Source organism: Pseudomonas sp. GW821-FHT10B02, assembly GCF_059415665.1.
This window is the reverse complement of the sequence record NZ_JBWKNR010000008.1, coordinates 155,460-172,650: the sequence shown is the minus strand read 5'-3', so window position 1 is coordinate 172,650 and position 17,191 is coordinate 155,460. Positions and strand designations below refer to the sequence as shown.

General features: G+C 60.1%; 18 protein-coding genes and 2 tRNA genes. 8 read left to right on the top strand and 12 right to left on the bottom strand.

Annotation, left to right across the window (positions count from 1 at the left end):
- The first annotated feature begins 98 nt into the window (after positions 1–98).
- The 4 genes from AC07OF_RS14320 to AC07OF_RS14305 all read left to right on the top strand — a co-directional run bounded on the left by AC07OF_RS14320 (position 99) and on the right by AC07OF_RS14305 (position 2,755).
- Complete coding sequence (locus AC07OF_RS14320; protein WP_157194289.1) at positions 99–890, top strand: energy transducer TonB; 792 nt, start codon at positions 99–101, stop codon at positions 888–890.
- On the top strand, positions 883–1,335 hold the full coding sequence (gene rimI / locus AC07OF_RS14315; RefSeq protein ID WP_157194288.1) for a ribosomal protein S18-alanine N-acetyltransferase: 453 nt from the start codon (positions 883–885) through the stop codon (positions 1,333–1,335). Before AC07OF_RS14320 ends, rimI begins: the two co-directional genes overlap by 8 nt.
- A gap of 47 nt (positions 1,336–1,382) precedes the next feature.
- On the top strand, positions 1,383–2,021 hold the full coding sequence (gene can, locus AC07OF_RS14310; protein WP_157194287.1) for a carbonate dehydratase: 639 nt from the start codon (positions 1,383–1,385) through the stop codon (positions 2,019–2,021).
- A 128-nt stretch (positions 2,022–2,149) separates the two neighbouring features.
- Positions 2,150–2,755, top strand: coding sequence for a D-Ala-D-Ala carboxypeptidase family metallohydrolase (locus AC07OF_RS14305; protein ID WP_495073028.1), 606 nt, complete (start codon positions 2,150–2,152; stop codon positions 2,753–2,755).
- Here the strand turns inward: AC07OF_RS14305 and AC07OF_RS14300 are convergent.
- The gene (locus AC07OF_RS14300) at positions 2,743–3,621 is read right to left on the bottom strand and encodes a LysR substrate-binding domain-containing protein (RefSeq protein WP_157194283.1); all 879 of its coding nucleotides are present in this window, start codon (positions 3,619–3,621) and stop codon (positions 2,743–2,745) included. The two genes, AC07OF_RS14305 and AC07OF_RS14300, sit on opposite strands and share 13 nt — an antisense overlap.
- A 147-nt stretch (positions 3,622–3,768) precedes the next feature.
- Here AC07OF_RS14300 and AC07OF_RS14295 point away from each other — a divergent pair, with 147 nt between their 5' ends.
- Both AC07OF_RS14295 and AC07OF_RS14290 read left to right on the top strand, forming a co-directional pair.
- Complete coding sequence (locus AC07OF_RS14295) at positions 3,769–4,386, top strand: LysE family translocator (RefSeq protein ID WP_157194281.1); 618 nt, start codon at positions 3,769–3,771, stop codon at positions 4,384–4,386.
- 74 nt (positions 4,387–4,460) lie between these two features.
- Positions 4,461–5,414, top strand: a complete 954-nt coding sequence (locus AC07OF_RS14290; RefSeq protein ID WP_157194279.1) for a FecR family protein — start codon at positions 4,461–4,463, stop codon at positions 5,412–5,414.
- Between the two features lie 66 nt (positions 5,415–5,480).
- Here AC07OF_RS14290 and AC07OF_RS14285 read toward each other — a convergent pair.
- Positions 5,481–5,557: transfer RNA gene (locus tag AC07OF_RS14285), tRNA-Met, on the bottom strand.
- A 132-nt stretch (positions 5,558–5,689) separates the two neighbouring features.
- Positions 5,690–6,478 (bottom strand): FecR family protein, encoded by a 789-nt coding sequence (locus AC07OF_RS14280; protein ID WP_495073027.1) that lies wholly within the window; start codon positions 6,476–6,478, stop codon positions 5,690–5,692.
- Between the two features lie 169 nt (positions 6,479–6,647).
- On the opposite strand from AC07OF_RS14280, the gene AC07OF_RS14275 reads away from it, so the two are divergent.
- Positions 6,648–7,865, top strand: a complete 1,218-nt coding sequence (locus AC07OF_RS14275; RefSeq protein ID WP_342623328.1) for an MFS transporter — start codon at positions 6,648–6,650, stop codon at positions 7,863–7,865.
- Here AC07OF_RS14275 and AC07OF_RS14270 read toward each other — a convergent pair.
- On the bottom strand, positions 7,827–8,765 hold the full coding sequence (locus AC07OF_RS14270; protein ID WP_495073026.1) for a LysR family transcriptional regulator: 939 nt from the start codon (positions 8,763–8,765) through the stop codon (positions 7,827–7,829). The genes AC07OF_RS14275 and AC07OF_RS14270 overlap by 39 nt on opposite strands.
- A 102-nt stretch (positions 8,766–8,867) precedes the next feature.
- The gene (locus tag AC07OF_RS14265; protein WP_495073025.1) at positions 8,868–10,094 is read right to left on the bottom strand and encodes an MFS transporter; all 1,227 of its coding nucleotides are present in this window, start codon (positions 10,092–10,094) and stop codon (positions 8,868–8,870) included.
- Positions 10,095–10,560: 466 nt separating this feature from the next.
- Between AC07OF_RS14265 and AC07OF_RS14260 the strand changes: the two genes are divergently transcribed.
- The gene (locus AC07OF_RS14260; protein ID WP_157194273.1) at positions 10,561–11,718 is read left to right on the top strand and encodes an MFS transporter; all 1,158 of its coding nucleotides are present in this window, start codon (positions 10,561–10,563) and stop codon (positions 11,716–11,718) included.
- Between the two features lie 43 nt (positions 11,719–11,761).
- On the opposite strand, the gene ppk2 is transcribed toward AC07OF_RS14260, so the two are convergent.
- The 7 genes from ppk2 to ispE form a co-directional block, all read right to left on the bottom strand.
- The gene (ppk2, locus tag AC07OF_RS14255) at positions 11,762–12,571 is read right to left on the bottom strand and encodes a polyphosphate kinase 2 (RefSeq protein WP_157194271.1); all 810 of its coding nucleotides are present in this window, start codon (positions 12,569–12,571) and stop codon (positions 11,762–11,764) included.
- A 153-nt stretch (positions 12,572–12,724) separates the two neighbouring features.
- The gene (gene ychF / locus AC07OF_RS14250) at positions 12,725–13,825 is read right to left on the bottom strand and encodes a redox-regulated ATPase YchF (protein ID WP_157194269.1); all 1,101 of its coding nucleotides are present in this window, start codon (positions 13,823–13,825) and stop codon (positions 12,725–12,727) included.
- 21 nt (positions 13,826–13,846) lie between these two features.
- Positions 13,847–14,431 carry an aminoacyl-tRNA hydrolase gene (gene pth, locus AC07OF_RS14245; protein WP_038614756.1) on the bottom strand — a complete coding sequence of 195 codons (585 nt, stop codon included), beginning with the start codon at positions 14,429–14,431 and terminating at the stop codon, positions 13,847–13,849.
- A gap of 77 nt (positions 14,432–14,508) precedes the next feature.
- Positions 14,509–15,108 (bottom strand): 50S ribosomal protein L25/general stress protein Ctc, encoded by a 600-nt coding sequence (locus AC07OF_RS14240; protein WP_157194267.1) that lies wholly within the window; start codon positions 15,106–15,108, stop codon positions 14,509–14,511.
- Positions 15,109–15,246: 138 nt separating this feature from the next.
- Positions 15,247–16,188: a ribose-phosphate pyrophosphokinase gene (locus tag AC07OF_RS14235; RefSeq protein ID WP_009405962.1), complete on the bottom strand. Its 942-nt coding sequence runs from the start codon at positions 16,186–16,188 to the stop codon at positions 15,247–15,249.
- Positions 16,189–16,236: 48 nt separating this feature from the next.
- A tRNA-Gln gene (locus AC07OF_RS14230) sits at positions 16,237–16,311 on the bottom strand.
- 34 nt (positions 16,312–16,345) lie between these two features.
- Positions 16,346–17,191 carry a 4-(cytidine 5'-diphospho)-2-C-methyl-D-erythritol kinase gene (ispE, locus tag AC07OF_RS14225; RefSeq protein ID WP_495073024.1) on the bottom strand — a complete coding sequence of 282 codons (846 nt, stop codon included), beginning with the start codon at positions 17,189–17,191 and terminating at the stop codon, positions 16,346–16,348.

Genomic DNA, 17,191 nt, shown 5'->3' with positions numbered 1-17,191 from the left:
CCTGCTGTCGGGCGGTTTTCTGCCGATCAACAGCGGCGCCGAGCGGCGAACAACGTTAGAATATCGGCCCTGACTTATCCACAGATGGCCGATCCTTCTTGTTAATCGAGTCCCGCCGCCGCGCTTACCTCAACGCCATGCAAGTGGTGCACTGGCTGCCGCGTACCGAACTGCCGTTCGCCGCCCCGTCGCGCCCGGAGCTGTTGCTGCCGCTGGCGCCCGAGGTGCTGCCCGAGTTCGACGCACCGCAGGTGGAGCCGGCACGGGTGGCGGTCAATGCGCCAGTGGCGCGCAGTGGCGAACGACCAAAAATCGAGATCCCGCGTCCTGGCAGCACGGCCAAGGCCGCCAGCAAGCCGGTTGAAGAGGCTGAAGCGGCCCCGGTAGTGGCCAGGCCGGTAGCGGTACCGCCGCCGCGCTTCGCCCTGCAACTGCTGCGTGCTGGCAGTTGCCTGCTGTTGGTGGAGTTGGCTACTGGCCAGCCGTTCCAGAGCCGTGACCCCTCGTACCTGTTGCTCAAAGACATGCTGCGCGCCGCCGGTCTACCCGACAGCCCGCAGATTGTTGGCGAACCGGTGCGTTGGCCATTGCTGGTGCGCGGCAACCTCGATCAGGGGCCGCAGGCAGCAACCGATTTTGTTCAGGGCTTCATTCAGGCCCGGCTTGAAGAGGCTCCCTGTGTCTGTTTATGGCTGATTGGCCTGCCTGCCGTGCGTTTTGCCGGTGAAGCGGACGCCGAGGCTTATTACCGCGAGTTGCCGGTCGAGGGGCTGGGCACTGCCTGGGCCTTGCCTGGCCTTGAACTGTTGATGGACGAGCCGCAACGCAAGGCGGACGTCTGGCAAGCCATGCGCCGGCTGATGGCGCGCTGGAAACCAAGCGATGAGTAACACGATCAGTTTCCGCCGGATGACCGAGGCGGATCTGGATGCCGTACTGAAGATCGAATACGCCGCCTTCAGCCACCCCTGGACCCGGGGGATTTTCCTCGACGGGCTAAAATCCTATGAAATCTGGCTGATGTTCGAAGGTGAGCAGCAGGTGGGCCACGGTGTGATCAACGTGATCATCGACGAAGCGCACCTGCTCAATATCACGGTCAAACCGGAAAGCCAGGGCCGCGGCCTGGGCCTGCGACTGCTGGAAGAGCTGATGAAGCGCGCCTACGAGCTGAACGGCCGTGAGTGCTTCCTTGAAGTGCGTGCCAGCAACCAGTCGGCCTATCGCCTGTATGAGCGCTACGGCTTCAATGAAATCGGGCGGCGCCGCGACTACTACCCGGTAGCCGGCGGTCGCGAAGATGCTTTGGTCATGGCCTGTACCCTGATCGAATGATCGAGCGTCACTGTAGCCCGGCAACATCCAACAGATGAGAAGCGAACATGCACGATCTACAAGAACTGATTGATAACAACGCACGCTGGGCCGATGCGATCAAACAGGAAGATCCGGATTTTTTCGCCAAACTCGCCCGCCAGCAGACCCCTGAATTCCTCTGGATCGGTTGTTCCGACGCACGGGTGCCGGCCAACGAGATCGTCGGCATGTTGCCGGGTGATCTGTTCGTGCACCGTAACGTCGCCAATGTGGTGCTGCACACTGACCTGAACTGCCTGTCGGTGATCCAGTACGCCGTGGATGTGCTCAAGGTGAAGCACATTCTGGTGACCGGGCATTACGGTTGCGGTGGTGTCCGCGCCTCGATGCAGGACCGGCAACTTGGCCTGATCGACGGCTGGCTGCGTTCGATTCGCGACCTGTATTACGACAATCGGGTGGAGCTGGCCAAGCTTGCCACCGAAGAGGAGCGGGTTGATCGCCTGTGCGAGCTGAACGTGATTCAGCAGGTGGCCAACGTCGGTCACACCACCATTGTCCAGAATGCCTGGCACCGCGGTCAGAGCCTGTCGGTCCATGGCTGCATCTATGGCATCAAGGATGGTCGCTGGAAAAGCCTGAATGCGACCATCAGTGGCCTGGATCAGTTGCCGCCGCAGTATCGGTTGCGCCCGCAGGACTGAGTCGGCCCTATCGCGGGGCAAGCCCGCTCCCACCAGATTCACTTCCACCCGGTGGGAGCGGGCTTGCCCCGCGATAATTACCCGCGTCCATGCTTAACTCGTTGTGACTCTTGGAGCGAGTGAGACTAATGACTTCGTGGCGCACAACCGGACTCTTGCTGACGCTACTGTGCAGCGCTCAATCGCACGCCGATGAGCGCGACCTGTACATGTTTGCCCAATGGGCCGGCGACCATGAAACCCGGGCGTTTCGCCAGATGCTGGTGGATGCGCGGTTGTATGGCGTGGTGCCGATCTATCAGCTGCTGCGTTCGGCCAGTGACTGGCGCCTGTGTTCGGCACAGCCCTTTGCGGTGGCACCAGCGGCGCAGTGGCCAGCGGTGCGTTCGACCCTGCAACTGCTCAAGGCCCTGGGGGATCAGGGCCTGCTGCAGCGTTATGAAGTGGTTTCGAGCTACCGTGATCCGCGCCTGAACCGCTGTGCTGGCGGCGCCGTAGACAGCGCGCATACCCGGGCGTTTGCGGTGGATGTGTTGTTGCCATCCTGGGCTGATCCCAATCCGTTGTGCCAGTTCTGGCAGACCCAGGGCAAGGCCTGGAACATGGGCCTGGGCCGTTATCCATCAGGGCGCATTCATATCGACACGGCGGGCTTTCGCACCTGGGGCGGGGACTTCAGCGCCGGCTCGTCTTTCTGCGCCTTGCCAACGGCCTATAAGCCTCAGAGCAAATGAGCCAGGCAGGCTTCGGCCTGCGCGCTGACCCACTGGGCGAAGCGTCGGCATTTGTCGTCGTCGGCCATTGCTTGCTGACAGAGCAGGTAGTACGCCGATTGGTCCTGGACGAAGCTGCGCGGTGCTTGCAACTGACCGCTGTCGATTTCGTCCTGAACCATCAGGAATGAAGCCATCGCCACCCCCAGACCGGCCACGGCCGCCTGGATGCACAGGTAGAAATGCTCGTAGTCGGCGCGCTGGGTATCCCGGGCCGACTCGCCGCTCAGGCGCAGCCAGGTACTCCAGGCGTTGGACCGTGATGCGCTGTGCAGCAAGCGCTGGCCGTCCAGGCCCTGGCTCGCGATAGTCAGGTTGACGCTGCTCACTGGCCCCACCCATTCGTCACAGATCTTCAGTGCATGCAGGCTGGCGTCCCAGCGAAAATCATCGCGGCGCAAGGCCAGGTCGACGCCGCTGCGGGAAAAGTCGATGGGGCCACCGGCAGCCACCAGGTGCAGGTGAATATCGGGATGGGCGGCATGGAAGGCCGGCAGCCTCGGGATCAGCCATTTCATCGCGATGGTCGGCTCGCATGACAGTACCAGCACGTTTTCCCGCGCCTGTTGTTGCAGGCGATGGACTGCGCCTTGCAACTGTTCGAATACCGACAGGGTAGTGCCATGCAGGGCGCGGCCGGCCGGGGTAAGGAAGATTGCGCGATTGCGCCGCTCGAACAACTCCACCCCCAAGGACTCTTCCAGCAGGCGCACCTGACGGCTGACGGCCCCATGGGTGACGTTCAGTAATTCGGCGGCGCGCACAAAGCTCTGGGTCTGCGCGGCCACGTCGAAATAGCGAAAGGCGGAGAGTGCGGGAAGTTTCATATCTGTGAGGAAAACTAGCGGATTTAGCGCACTATAAATCGCTTTTGGTCGTAGACGAAGCTTTCGATAATGGCGGCGTGTGCAGAGTGAGCGCGGGGCAAGCCCGCTCCTGTCTGTGCGATTTTTTAGCAGATCGAGGAGCTTTTCGTGAACGAACTCATTGCCGTTGCCGTGTTCACCGTCCTGGCGGTGATCAGCCCGGGTGCGGACTTTGCCATGGTCACCCGCAGCAGTTATGCCTTTGGCCGACGTGCCGGTTTGTCTGCCGCGCTGGGCATCGCCCTGGGGGTGCAGGTGCATGTGTTGTACACGGTACTGGGCATCGCCTTGATCATCAGCCAGACCCCGTCATTGTTTCTGGCGATGAAGGTGCTGGGGGCCGGTTACCTGATTTACCTGGGTTACAAGTCGTTGACCAACACCACGCGGATTTCCCTTGAAGGCGGCACAGCTTCCAGCCAGCTTGGTGTGTTCGCAGCCTTTCGCTCCGGTTTTCTGACCAATGCCCTCAATCCCAAGACCATGCTGTTCGTGGTCAGTGCCTACACTCAGGTGGTGCAACCGGGCAGTTCGCTGGCGACCAGTCTTGGTTATGGTCTGTTCATGTCTGTGGCCCACTGGTTGTGGTTCAGCCTGGTCGCGCTGTTCTTCTCCTCGGCATCCTTGCGTCGGGTCATGCTTGATCGGCAGTTGCTGGTCGATCGGGTGATCGGTGTGGCCCTGATCGGTCTGGGGCTGGCGGTAGTACTGGCCAACGTGCGCTGAAGAGCAGGATTACCCGCACAACACTGCGGACATGGCGCAGGAAACCTTCATGCGTCTGCTCGGTGCCGATGCCTATGAACAAATCACCTTCTGCACAAGTGCTGCAAGAGGCGGCCGAATGGCTGGTGCGCCTGGAGGGTGAAGTCGGCGCTGCCGAGCGCAATGCCTTTCGTGACTGGCTCGACGCCGACCCTGAGCATCTGCAGGCTATCGAGCGTTTGCAGGGCAGCATGGCGGCGCTGCGCGATCTGCCGGGTGAACCGGCGCGGGCGGTCCTCGACAGCCTTGCTCGGCGGCGTGCAGCCCGACAGCCGATCAAGGCCCTGGCGCTGGCCGCGTTGCTGTTGTTGCCGATCGGCTTGGCGTTGCAGCAGTTTCCGCCGTCTTACCTGCTGGCTGACATCCGCACCGGCAGCGGCCAATGGAGCACCCGGCAACTACCCGATGGCAGCCGTATCAGCCTGGATGGAAGTACCGCCGTTGATCTGCAGTTCGATGGTCAGCGCCGCACGGTGCGCCTGGTGCAAGGAGAAATCCGGCTGGATGTGGCCAAGGATGCCACGCGACCGCTCCTGGTGCTGACCGAACACGGCAGTGTGCGAGCGCTGGGTACCCGTTTTGTCGTAGAACAGTTGCCTGACTCTAGCTGGGTGGCGATGATTGAATCGACTACCGAAGTCGACAGCGCTGGCAAACGCGTAGTGGTTCAGGCCGGGCAGGCGGTGCGCTTCGATGCGGCGGGGCCGGGGGCGCTGCAGTCTATCGATGCGGCAGGGATTGAGCAGGCCTGGGAGCAACATCAACTGCTGGTGCGCGATCAGCCCCTGGACCAGGTGCTTGAGCGGCTGGCGCGCAATCATCGGGGTTACTTGATGTATGACCCCAAGGACCTGGAGTTGCTGCGGGTCACTGCGGTGCTGCCCGCCGACGACAGTCAGCGGGCACTGCGTTTGTTGGCGCGCAGCTTGCCGATCAGGATTGAGCATTACCCCCCGTTGATCACGCGGGTTTCACTTGAGCGGCCTTGAAGGCCCTGCTGATTGCACAAGGCAAAAAAAAAGGGCCTACCTTGCGGTAAGCCCTTTTTCGGTACTTGGTGGCTACACAGGGACTTGAACCCCGGACCCCAGCATTATGAATGCTATGCTCTAACCAACTGAGCTATGTAGCCAATTGGCGCGCATTATTCGCTTTAAACGGATACCTGTCAACACTCTTTTTTAAAAAAATTCATCGTGCGATCAACTGCTTAGCGGGCAGGTAGCTCAGCAGCACCAGCTGCGTGGTGTGGCAACGGTGCTGATCAGCGGACGATGATCAATTGCCCGGCAAGGTTGTGGGTGCGCAACTGCTCAGTGGTGGCCAGGGCAGCGAAGGCATCGGCGGCCTGATCGAGGTTGAAGTGACCACTGACCAGGCGTCGGCCGGCCTGTTCATCGAGCAGCAGCAGGCGGCTGCCCTGGTAGTCGGCCAGCCGTTGCAAGACATCGCGCAACGGCACATCGCGAACACGCAACTGACCGTCACGCCAGGCCAGCAGGCGTTCGGCATCGACACTTTCGACCTGGCCCAGACGGCCGCCGCGCAAGTTCAGGCGCTGGCCAGGAGCAAGCATGCGCTTTTCGCCGAAAGCGCTGCTGACCTCCACTTTGCCCTTGAGCAGGATCACTTCATTGCGGTCACGACCACGGCTGACCGCGAAACGTGTGCCAAGCACCTGAATCCGGGTGTCATCGACTTCGACCACAAAGGGGCGGCCATCATGGATCACGTCGAGGAACACCTGCCCCTGAACCAGGCGCACCTTGCGTAGCGGTCCGCGCAGGTCGACATCCACCGCGCTGGCGCTGTCGAGCATCAGTTTCGAACCGTCGGCCAGCTGGATCTGCCGACGCTCGCCAGCGGCGCTGGCCACATCGCTGTTCAGGCGTTGCAGGTAAGGAAGCTGCACCATCGACACCAGCGCGCCGACCAGCAAAACACAGGCGGCGACGGTCCAGCCCAGCCAGGAGCGCGGGGCCTCGCGCCGTTGCGCTTTGTGTGCCCGGTAGCCAGGCTCGGTCGGTAGTACTGAGGTGGGGGAAGAGTTCATGGCAGTGCGATGCTCTGGGCGGGAAGCAAGGGCTGGGAAACGTACAAAATGCTATAGCTATTGAGAATCATTAGCAAGAATGTCGAAATCACGTTCGTCGAAAAGAATAGTGCGCTTGCTAACGAATTCTGGATAATTGGATCCCAACCACCGGATGGAAGACCTTGTCATGGCTGTAAGCAGTGCCTCGTCCATTTCCCCCGCCAGCGCCACGCCTGCCCAGAGCAGCCCGCTGGTCATGCGGATCATCGCCGCTTGCGCCCTGGCGCACCTGATCAACGACCTGATCCAGGCGGTGCTGCCGTCGATCTATCCCATGCTCAAGGCCAACTACGGGCTGAGTTTTGCCCAGGTGGGGATGATTACCCTGACCTTCCAGATCACCGCCTCGCTGCTGCAGCCCTGGGTGGGTTTCTACACCGATCGCAAGCCGATGCCGAACCTGCTGCCACTGGGCACCCTGTGCACGCTGGTGGGGATCGTCATGCTGGCGTATGTCGGCAGCTTTCCGATGATTCTGCTGGCGGCGGCGCTGGTGGGAATCGGCTCTTCGACGTTCCATCCGGAAACCTCGCGCATTGCCCGGCTGGCCTCGGGCGGGCGCTTCGGGCTGGCGCAGTCGACCTTTCAGGTGGGGGGTAATGCCGGCTCTGCGTTTGGTCCTTTGCTGGCAGCAGCGATCATCATTCCGTTCGGCCAGGGCAATGTCGCCTGGTTTGGCCTGTTCGCTGTATTTGCGGTGCTGGTGACCTATGGCTTGAGCCGCTGGTACCGCGAACACCTGAACCTGTTCAAGGCCAAGGCCGGCCAGGCGGCCACTCACGGCCTATCGCGCGGGCGCGTGACCGGTGCGTTGGTGGTGCTGGGGCTGCTGGTGTTCTCCAAGTATTTCTACATGTCCAGCCTTACCAGTTACTTCACCTTTTACCTGATCGAGAAGTTCGACCTGTCGGTGGCCAGTTCGCAACTGCACCTGTTCCTGTTCCTCGGTGCGGTGGCCGCCGGGACGTTCTTCGGCGGGCCGATCGGCGACCGCATCGGGCGCAAGGCAGTGATCTGGTTCTCGATCCTCGGCGTGGCGCCGTTCACCCTGTTGCTGCCATACGCGGACCTGTTCTGGACCAGCGTCCTGAGCGTGATCATCGGCTTTATCCTGGCGTCGGCGTTCTCGGCCATTGTGGTTTATGCCCAGGAGCTGGTGCCGGGCAATGTCGGCATGATCGCCGGGATTTTCTTCGGCCTGATGTTCGGTTTTGGCGGTATCGGTGCGGCGTTGTTGGGCTACCTGGCCGACCTCAAAGGTATCGAGTACGTCTACAGCCTGTGCTCTTACCTGCCGCTGTTCGGTCTACTGGCGATCCTGTTGCCGTCCACTGGAAAGCGTTGAAGGCAGGTGACAAGCGAGGAACTTCGACAAGGCATCAACTTTTGGAAGAAGTTGGCGGCTGCGTGGCCAGACCAGACTGACGGGTAACCCGGCTGTAGACAGTTCAGGAAGGATCTCCACCAGTTCGCCACGCTGCAACTCGTCCCTGATCATCCAGGTGGCCAGCTGCGCAATGCCGTAGCCGCCTTTGACCGCTTGAACCTGTGCTTCGCCACTACCGAGGACGATTCTGCCGTTCATGGCCCGACGCTCTATCTGCCGGTCGGACCCGGCAAAATGCCAGGGGCTGATGCTGCCGTCCGCCCGTCCATACATCACATATTCGTGCTGATCGAGGTCTCGGCTGTTGATGATCGGGGCATGCTGGCGCAAGTATTGCGGTGCCGCGCAGAGGATCAGGCGCTCCTGACCGATAGGCAGGTGGGCGAGCAGGTCCGGGAGTTGATCAATGCTGCCGATGCGCACGGCCAGATCGATACCTTCTTCAATGACATCGACGAAGCGATCGGTGAACGAAGTATGCAATCGCAGCCGTGGGTTGTTTTCGGTGAAATTGAGCAGAAGCGGCATCACATGCTGGCGGCCGAAAGTTACCGGGACATCGACGCGCAAGCGTCCCGCAGGCTCGTTGCGTTCGGCTGCCAGGACGGTCTGGGCCTCTTCGAGTTCGGCCAGGATCCGGGTGCAGGTGAGGTAGAACGCATCGCCTGCATCGGTCAGGTTGAGACTGCGCGTCGTGCGCTCGAACAAGCGTGTTCCCAGCCGGGCCTCCAGACGTGCGATACCTTTGCTGACCGCCGATGTTGTCAGGTGGAGCTGAGTGGCGGCGGCGGTAAAACTGCCGGAATCTGCTGCCGCTACAAAAACTTCGATGCCTTTGAGGTGCTCTGTAAGCCTCATTGTCGATCCTTGAATGGCTCGTCGATGTACTTCGGTGGAGCGTTCATCATCTCGTGGAATGCTGATCCGCTCCAACCGCACTGCGAGGCTCGGAGTGTGGCATCAATGCAGGTCTGTTGCGGTTGGGGTGAGTGCCAACGGTACTTGCTTGATTCGGGCCATTGCCGCGGCCATCAGCACCGCCAGCAAGGCAATGCCGGCTGCGACATAGCCAATGCTGGCGAGTCCGCCGTGTTCAATGCTGTAGCCGCCAATGATCGCCCCAAGGCCGATACCGGCATTGGCGGCCGAGACGTTCAACGTACCGGCCAGTGCCTGGGCGTGGGTGGCAGCCTTCATGACACGAACCTGGCAAACCGGATACAAGGCGGTGTAGGCGATGCCCCATACCGTCAATGCAACCGCGAGCCAGAGGTAGGAGCTTGCCAGCGGGATGCTGATCGCCATGCCGATACCCAGTATCAGCACGAAGACAGCGGTAGCGCCCAGTGGATTGCGGTCGACGAAGTGGCCACCAAGCCAGTTGCCGAGCAGTCCGATTGCACCAAAGCCCATCAGCCACCAACCGACCGCTACCGGCTCGATGCCCGCCAGGCGTTCCAGCAGGTCTGCCAGGTAGGTATAGGCAGTGAACATCGCGGTAAACACGACAACCGAGAGGATCACATTGGCGACAAAGCGGCGGTCGCCGAGGATGCTCAGTTGCTTGAGAAAACCGGTACGCTGCGGGCGCGCCAGCCTGGGCATGAATACAGCCAGCAGCACGGTCATGACCAGCGACAGTACCGCCAGCCCCCAGAACGCACCACGCCAGCCAATCATGTTGGCTGCGACCGTGCCCAGCGGAATGCCGAACAAGGTGGCGGCAGCAATCCCCAGATAGACTTGAGACACTGCACGCCCGGCACGTTCGAGGCCAACCAGCTGGCTTGCGGTTTCACTTGCCGTTCCCCAGAACACCGGCAGCAGCACGGCAGGGATGAAGCGCGCCAGGCTGAGTATCCAGATGTTGGGCGCCATTGCGGCGAGGGCGTTGGACGCTGCGAACACCACCATGATGAAGATGAACAGCCGCTTGCGTTCGATGTGAGCCAGCGCCGCGGTCAAGGGTGGGCCGAACAGCATGACCGTGAACGCGAAGAGTGTGACCAGTTGGCCAGCAACAGGGATTGAAATATGCAGGTCACGGGCCAGAGCGGGCAGCAATCCGATTATCAGAAACTCGGTCGTCACAATGACGAACGCAGCCACCGCCAGCAGTGCGATGGAGAAGCCGCTGGCGCCTTGGGGAGCGCTAGTGGTCTGGGGATGATTCAATACTTGAGTCATGGACTGGAATCCGACGGACGAAGAGTCCCCATAGGCTATAAAAGATTTTTATTCTTATCTTGGATGTGTTTTCTTCCGATTGTTGAATCCAGTTCTCTAATAAGCGACTTATCTCAATCGCTTTTACAACTATTCCGCTGCACATTGACGCGTGCCGTGTGCATCCCCTAGAGTGCGCCTCCCTTTTCCGACGGTTGCTGATGCATGAGCCGCTCTTGCAGTTGTTACACGATGCCACCACCCGCAGCCCAGGCCGCGTGGTGCAACTGGCCGTGTGACACGGTACTCAAGCGTCGGCGCAGCGTGTTGTTCGCCTTCACCTTCTCTCCACCCGCGTTCACTCTCTGACGCGGTAAATAGCACGCCCGGCATCGCCGTGGTCGAGCTTGCCTGCACCTGAACTCTTTAAGGTCATGTATGAGCTGGCCCAGGACGACTTCGTTCTTGCGCCAGTGGTGGAGTTGTAATGAACAAGCGTTTTCTGGCGGGCCTGTTGTTCGCCGTGTCGGTGGTCGGTTTCAGCCTCGGGGCGAGCCTGCCTTTGGTGTCACTGCGTCTGCTCGAAGCAGGCGCCAGTACCTTGCAGATCGGCATTCTCTCGGCCATTCCGGCGGCGGGGATGATGCTCTCGGCGTTCATGGTCGATGCCTGCTGCCGGCACCTGACACGAAGAGCCATCTACCTGCTGTGCTTCGGCCTGTGTGCTTTGAGTATCGGCCTGCTGGAGTGGGCCTTTTCCTCGATCTACCTGCTGGCGCTGTTGCGCTTGGGCCTGGGCATCGGCATGGGCATCGCGATCATTCTCGGCGAGTCCTGGGTCAATGAACTGAGCGAAGAACACAACCGCGGCAAGGTCATGGCGCTGTACGCCACCGCGTTCACCGGCTTTCAGATGCTCGGCCCAGCCATGCTGGCGCTGGTCGGTGCGCAGAGCGCATGGGTGACCGCAGTGGTTACCGCCTGCTACGGCCTGGCGTTGCTGTGTATTGTGCTGACAGTGCCCAACGATCACGTCGAGCATGGCGAGGAGGGCGGCAAGAGCTTCTCCCTGGCAGGCTTTTTCCGCGTGGCGCCGGCGTTGTGCATGGGGGTGCTGTTCTTCTCGTTCTTCGATGCGGTGATTCTCTCGCTGATGCCGGTGTACGCCTCAAGTCACGGTTTTGCCGTGGGGGTGGCGGCGTTGATGGTGACAGTGATCCTCACCGGCGACATGCTGTTCCAGCTGCCCCTGGGGTGGTTGGCTGACCGCAGCGAACGGACCCTGGTGCATCTGGTGTGTGGCGTGGTGGCGATGCTGATCGGCCTGGCCTTGCCCTGGCTGCTGCAGGTGCAGTGGCTGCTGTGGCCGGCCCTGGTAGTGCTGGGGGCCGTTGCCGGAGGTGTCTATACCTTGGCACTGGTGTTGATTGGCCAGCAGTTCAAGGGTCAGGATTTGGTGACCGCGAATGCCAGTGTTGGGTTGTTGTGGGGCGTTGGCAGCCTGGTCGGGCCGCTGGTCAGCGGTGCGGCCATGGATGTCGCACCCCATGGTTTGCCCATGGCGCTGGCGATAATGGCCGCGTTGTTCGTGTGCTTTGCCCGCAGCGCCAACCGCAAGGCCAGACGCCTTGCAGTTGCGGGCTAAGCCGAGATGCCCATCATCACTTTGATGGGGGCTGCAATCCTGCTCAGAAACGCTCGGGAATCAGGCGGAACGGGTAGTCGGCACTCTTGTAGCTGCCGATTTTGCCGCGCTTTGGCAGCTTGATCTGCTGGTCGTGGGTGATGTCCTTGTAGGGAACCTGCTTGAGCAAGTGGCTGATGATGTTCAGGCGGACCCGTCGTTTGTCTTCAGAGTGCGCCATGTACCATGGAGCCCAGGAAGAATCGGTGGCAGCAAACATCTCATCGCGTGCGCGGGTGTAGTCGTCCCAGCGGCTGAACGATTTCAGGTCCATGGGGGAGAGCTTCCAGATTTTGCGACCATCGGTGATGCGTTCTTCCAGGCGTCGTTGCTGCTCTTCGGCGCTGACTTCCAGCCAGTACTTGATGACGATGATGCCGGACTCGACCAGCATCTTTTCGAACAGCGGGGTCACCGCCAGGAATTTTTTCGCCTGGTCGTCGGAGCAGAAGCCCATTACCCGCTCGACCCCGGCGCGGTTGTACCAGCTGCGGTCGAAGATCACCACTTCGCCAGCTGAGGGCATGTGCTGAATATAGCGCTGGGCATAAATCTGGCTCTTTTCCCGCTCGGTCGGTGCCGGCAGTGCGACAACGCGGAATACCCTCGGGCTGACACGCTCGGTGATGGCCTTGATGGTGCCACCTTTGCCGGCGCCGTCACGCCCCTCGAAGACGATGCAGACTTTCAAGCCCTTGGCCGTCACCCACTGTTGTAGCTTGACCAGTTCGACATGCAGGGCTTTGAGTTCTTTTTCGTATTCCTTGCGGGGTAGACGCTCTGCGTTATGCTCTTTTTCTTTCTTCTTTGCCATGCGCCGATACCTCATCAGTGAAAGTGGTTCTGAGTATAGACAGGGTGGTCTCAGAGGGGCCTGACGCGGCTCAATGGAAAAGAAAAACCCCTTGAGGCGGATATCCTCAAGGGGTTTTGTGTGCATCGGGGCCCAGCAGGACCCGCAGGCGGCTTAGACGTTAAAGCGGAAGTGCATCACGTCACCGTCCTTGACGATGTAATCCTTGCCTTCCAGACGCCATTTGCCAGCCTCTTTCGCGCCGCCTTCACCCTTGTACTGGATGAAGTCGTCATAGGCGACTACTTCGGCACGGATGAAGCCTTTCTCGAAATCGGTGTGGATCACGCCTGCCGCCTGAGGGGCAGTGGCGCCGACACGCACGGTCCAGGCGCGGACTTCCTGAACACCGGCAGTGAAGTAGGTCTGCAGGTTGAGCAGGCCGTAACCTGCGCGGATCACGCGGTTAAGGCCAGGCTCTTCCAGGCCCAGGGCCTCGAGGAACATGTCCTTTTCTTCGCCTTCGTCGAGCTCGGCGATTTCCGCTTCGATCTTGTTGCACACTGGTACGACTACGGCGCCTTCTTCTTCGGCGATGGCGCGCACGACGTCCAGGTGCGGGTTGTTCTCGAAGCCGTCTTCAGCGACGTTGGCGATGTACATCACCGGCTTGCTGGTCAGCAGGTGGAAGCCACGGATCAGTGCCTTTTCGTCGTCTGCCATGTTCTTCATCAGGCTGCGCGCAGGCTTGCCTTCGGTGAAGTGCGGGATCAGTTTTTCGAGGATGGCTTTCTGGGCCAGGGCATCCTTGTCGCCGCCCTTGGCATTACGCGCAACCTTCTGCAGTTGCTTCTCGCAGCTGTCGAGGTCGGCGAAGATCAGTTCCAGGTCGATGATCTCGATGTCGCGCTTGGGGTCGACGCTGTTGGAGACGTGAATCACGTTCTCGTCTTCGAAGCAGCGCACCACGTGAGCAATGGCGTCGGTTTCGCGGATGTTGGCCAGGAACTTGTTGCCCAGGCCTTCACCTTTCGAGGCACCGGCAACCAGGCCGGCGATGTCGACGAATTCCATGGTGGTCGGCAGTACGCGGTTCGGCTTGACGATGGCCGCCAGCGCATCCAGACGCGCATCAGGCATCGGTACGATGCCGCTGTTCGGCTCGATGGTGCAGAAGGGGAAGTTCTCAGCCGCGATACCGGATTTGGTCAAGGCGTTGAACAGGGTGGACTTGCCGACGTTGGGCAGACCGACGATGCCGCAATTGAAACCCATGGTGAATCCCTCTTCGTGGAGTCAGGCCTTCTGGCTGTGCAGCTCTCTCATCGCACGCGTCCAGTCGCCGGCGAGGATGTCCGGCAGCACGCCGAGGGCAAAATCGATACTGGCGTCCAGCTTTTCCTGTTCGGCGCGCGGCGCCTTGCCCAGGACGAAACCGGAGACCCTGCTGCTGTCACCCGGGTGGCCGATGCCAAGCCGCAGACGGTGAAAGTCTTGGTTGTTGCCGAGCTGCGCAATGATGTCGCGCAGGCCGTTGTGCCCACCATGGCCGCCGCCTTTCTTGAGCTTGGCGACGCCGGGCGGCAGGTCGAGTTCGTCGTGGGCCACCAGGATGGCATCTGGCGGGATGCGGAAAAAGTTCGCCAGTGCAGCAACGGCCTGGCCGCTGCGGTTCATGTAGGTGGTCGGAATCAGTAGACGAACGTCTTTGCCCTGATGGCTGAATTTAGCCGTCAGGCCGAAATACTTGCGGTCAGCGGTCAGGTTGACACGCTGGGCGCTGGCAATGCGTTCTACGAAAAGAGCCCCTGCGTTATGCCGGGTCTGTTCGTATTCGGGGCCAGGGTTTCCCAGGCCGACGATCAGTTGGATGGCGGTCACGTCAGGGGCTCTTCCTTGGAGTTGGGGGTTACAGTGCGGGGCACTGTAACCCGATCAACGCCGGCGTGCTGAGTAGATTACTCGGCAGCGCCTTCTGCAGCTTCAGGCGCAACACGCGGAGCGTGAACGTTGGCAACAGCTTTGTCATCACCGTGGGCCAGAGCAACGAACTCAACGCCTTTCGGAGCTTTGAGGTCCGACAGGTGAATGATGGTGCCGACTTCGGCTTTGGCCAGGTCGACTTCGATGAACTCAGGCAGGTCTTTGGCTTCGCAGGAAACTTCGATCTCAGCCACTACGTGGGAGATTTCGCCGCCTTTCTTGATCGGAGCTTCTTCGTTGATGAAGTGCACCGGAACGATAGCGGTCAGTTTCTGGCCAGCAACAACGCGGACGAAGTCAGCGTGCATGATGAACTGCTTGGCTGGGTGACGCTGCATGGCTTTGACAACGACGTTTTCTTTCTTGCCGTCGATGTTCAGCTCGATAACGTGGCTGAAAGCAGCTTCGTTTTCGAACAGCTTGGCAACTTCTTTAGCCAGCATGGTGATGGAAACTGGCTCTTTGTCACCGCCGTAAACTACAGCAGGAACGGAAGAGGCGAGACGACGCAGGCGGCGGCTCGCACCTTTCCCCAGGTCGGTACGCGCTTGGGCGTTCAGGATGAAATCAGTCATTTTGTATCTCCAAAATAGCCATCTCCCGCAGGCGTTTGCGACCAGCGCCAAACGGGGTGGGCAAAAAAGCCCCGCCCCAACAACAGGTGTTGGGGCGGGGCGCTTTTCGTCAACGAAAGGTTCGCGAGGGCAAAACCCTCAGCGGAACATCGCGCTGATCGATTCTTCATTGCTGATGCGGCGAACCGCTTCAGCAACTACCGGTGCGATATCCAGTTGACGGATACGGTCACAGGCTTGTGCAGCTGCGGACAACGGGATGGTATTGGTAACCACCAGTTCGTCCAGCACGGAGTTCTCGATATTCTCGATCGCCCGACCCGACAGGACAGGGTGCGTGCAGTAGGCGTAAACCTTGGCAGCGCCGTGTTCTTTCAGGGCCTTGGCCGCATGGCACAGGGTGCCGGCGGTATCGACCATGTCGTCGACGAGAATACAGGTACGTCCTTCGACGTCGCCGATGATATGCATCACTTCGGAGTGATTGGCCTTTTCACGGCGTTTGTCGATGATACCCAGATCGACGCCCAGGGACTTGGCAACAGCACGTGCACGCACGACGCCGCCGATGTCCGGGGACACGATCATGAGATTCTCGAAACGCTGGTCTTCGATGTCATCCACCAGAACGGGGGAGCCGTAGATGTTATCTACCGGAATATCGAAGAAACCCTGGATCTGGTCAGCGTGCAGGTCGACAGTGAGAACACGGTCGATACCAACGACGGTGAGCATGTCAGCGACGACTTTGGCGCTGATAGCTACACGCGCCGAACGCGGACGGCGATCCTGGCGGGCATATCCGAAGTAAGGAATCACGGCAGTGATTCGAGACGCTGAGGAGCGGCGGAAGGCATCAGCCATCACTACCAGTTCCATCAGATTATCGTTGGTTGGCGCGCAAGTCGGCTGAATAATGAAAACGTCTTTACCACGAACATTTTCATTGATCTCAGTGCTGATTTCGCCGTCGGAGAATTTACCGACAGAGACGTCACCGAGAGGGATATGCAGCTGACGTACGACACGCCGAGCCAGATCGGGGTTAGCGTTCCCCGTAAAGACCATCATCTTGGACACGCGCAGTACCTGAAGGCTGAGGGTATACCTGGATGAGTATAAGGAAAATGGCAGGGGCGGCTGGATTCGAACCAACGCATGGCAGGATCAAAACCTGCTGCCTTACCGCTTGGCGACGCCCCTGTATTTGTTGCTGCGAGTACCTTGTACTCGATTCCTAGAGCAGACTTTGCAGCTTGCGATGCAACATTGAAATGTTGCTTCCCTTTGCTACAAATCCTGTTTGGGTATCTGCAAGAAGGGCCAAAACTTTATCAGCTTCAGCTTTGCTTGGGAAGGCCCCAAACACACAACTTCCAGTTCCGGTGAGCCTAGCATCAGTGAATTTGCTTAGCAAACTCAGTGAGTTACGTACTTCTGGGTAACTCTGCTCTACTACCGGTTGGCAGTCATTTCGACTGTTTCCCTTGGGAACGGGGCGCATCTTAAGGGGCAAGGAATCACGTGTCAACTGCGGATGTGAAAAAATTTCTGCTGTACTTACAAATACTTGTGGCACCAGCACGACATACCAGGGTTCTTCCGGGTCTGCCGGGGTGAGGATCTCGCCGACGCCTTCGGCGAATGCCGCGTGGCCACGGACGAAAACCGGCACGTCGGCGCCCAGGCTCAGGCCCAGTTCTGCCAGTTGGTCTTCGCTGCACCCAAGCTGCCACAGGTGATTGAGACCGAGCAGGGTGGTGGCGGCATCCGAACTGCCACCGCCGATGCCGCCGCCCATGGGCAGGATTTTTTTCAGCCAGATGTCGGCGCCTTGTGTGCAGCCGCTCAGGGCCTGCAGTTTACGGGCGGCCCTGACGATCAGGTTGCTGTCATGGGGGACGCCTTCGATATCGCTGTGCAGGCGGATTTCGCCGTCTTCGCGCGCGGCAAACGACAGCTCATCGCCGTAGTCGAGAAACTGGAAGAGGGTTTCCAGCAGGTGGTAGCCATCGTCGCGGCGACCAAGAATGTGCAGCATCAGGTTGAGCTTGGCCGGGGCCGGCAGGGTCAGCTGGGTCAT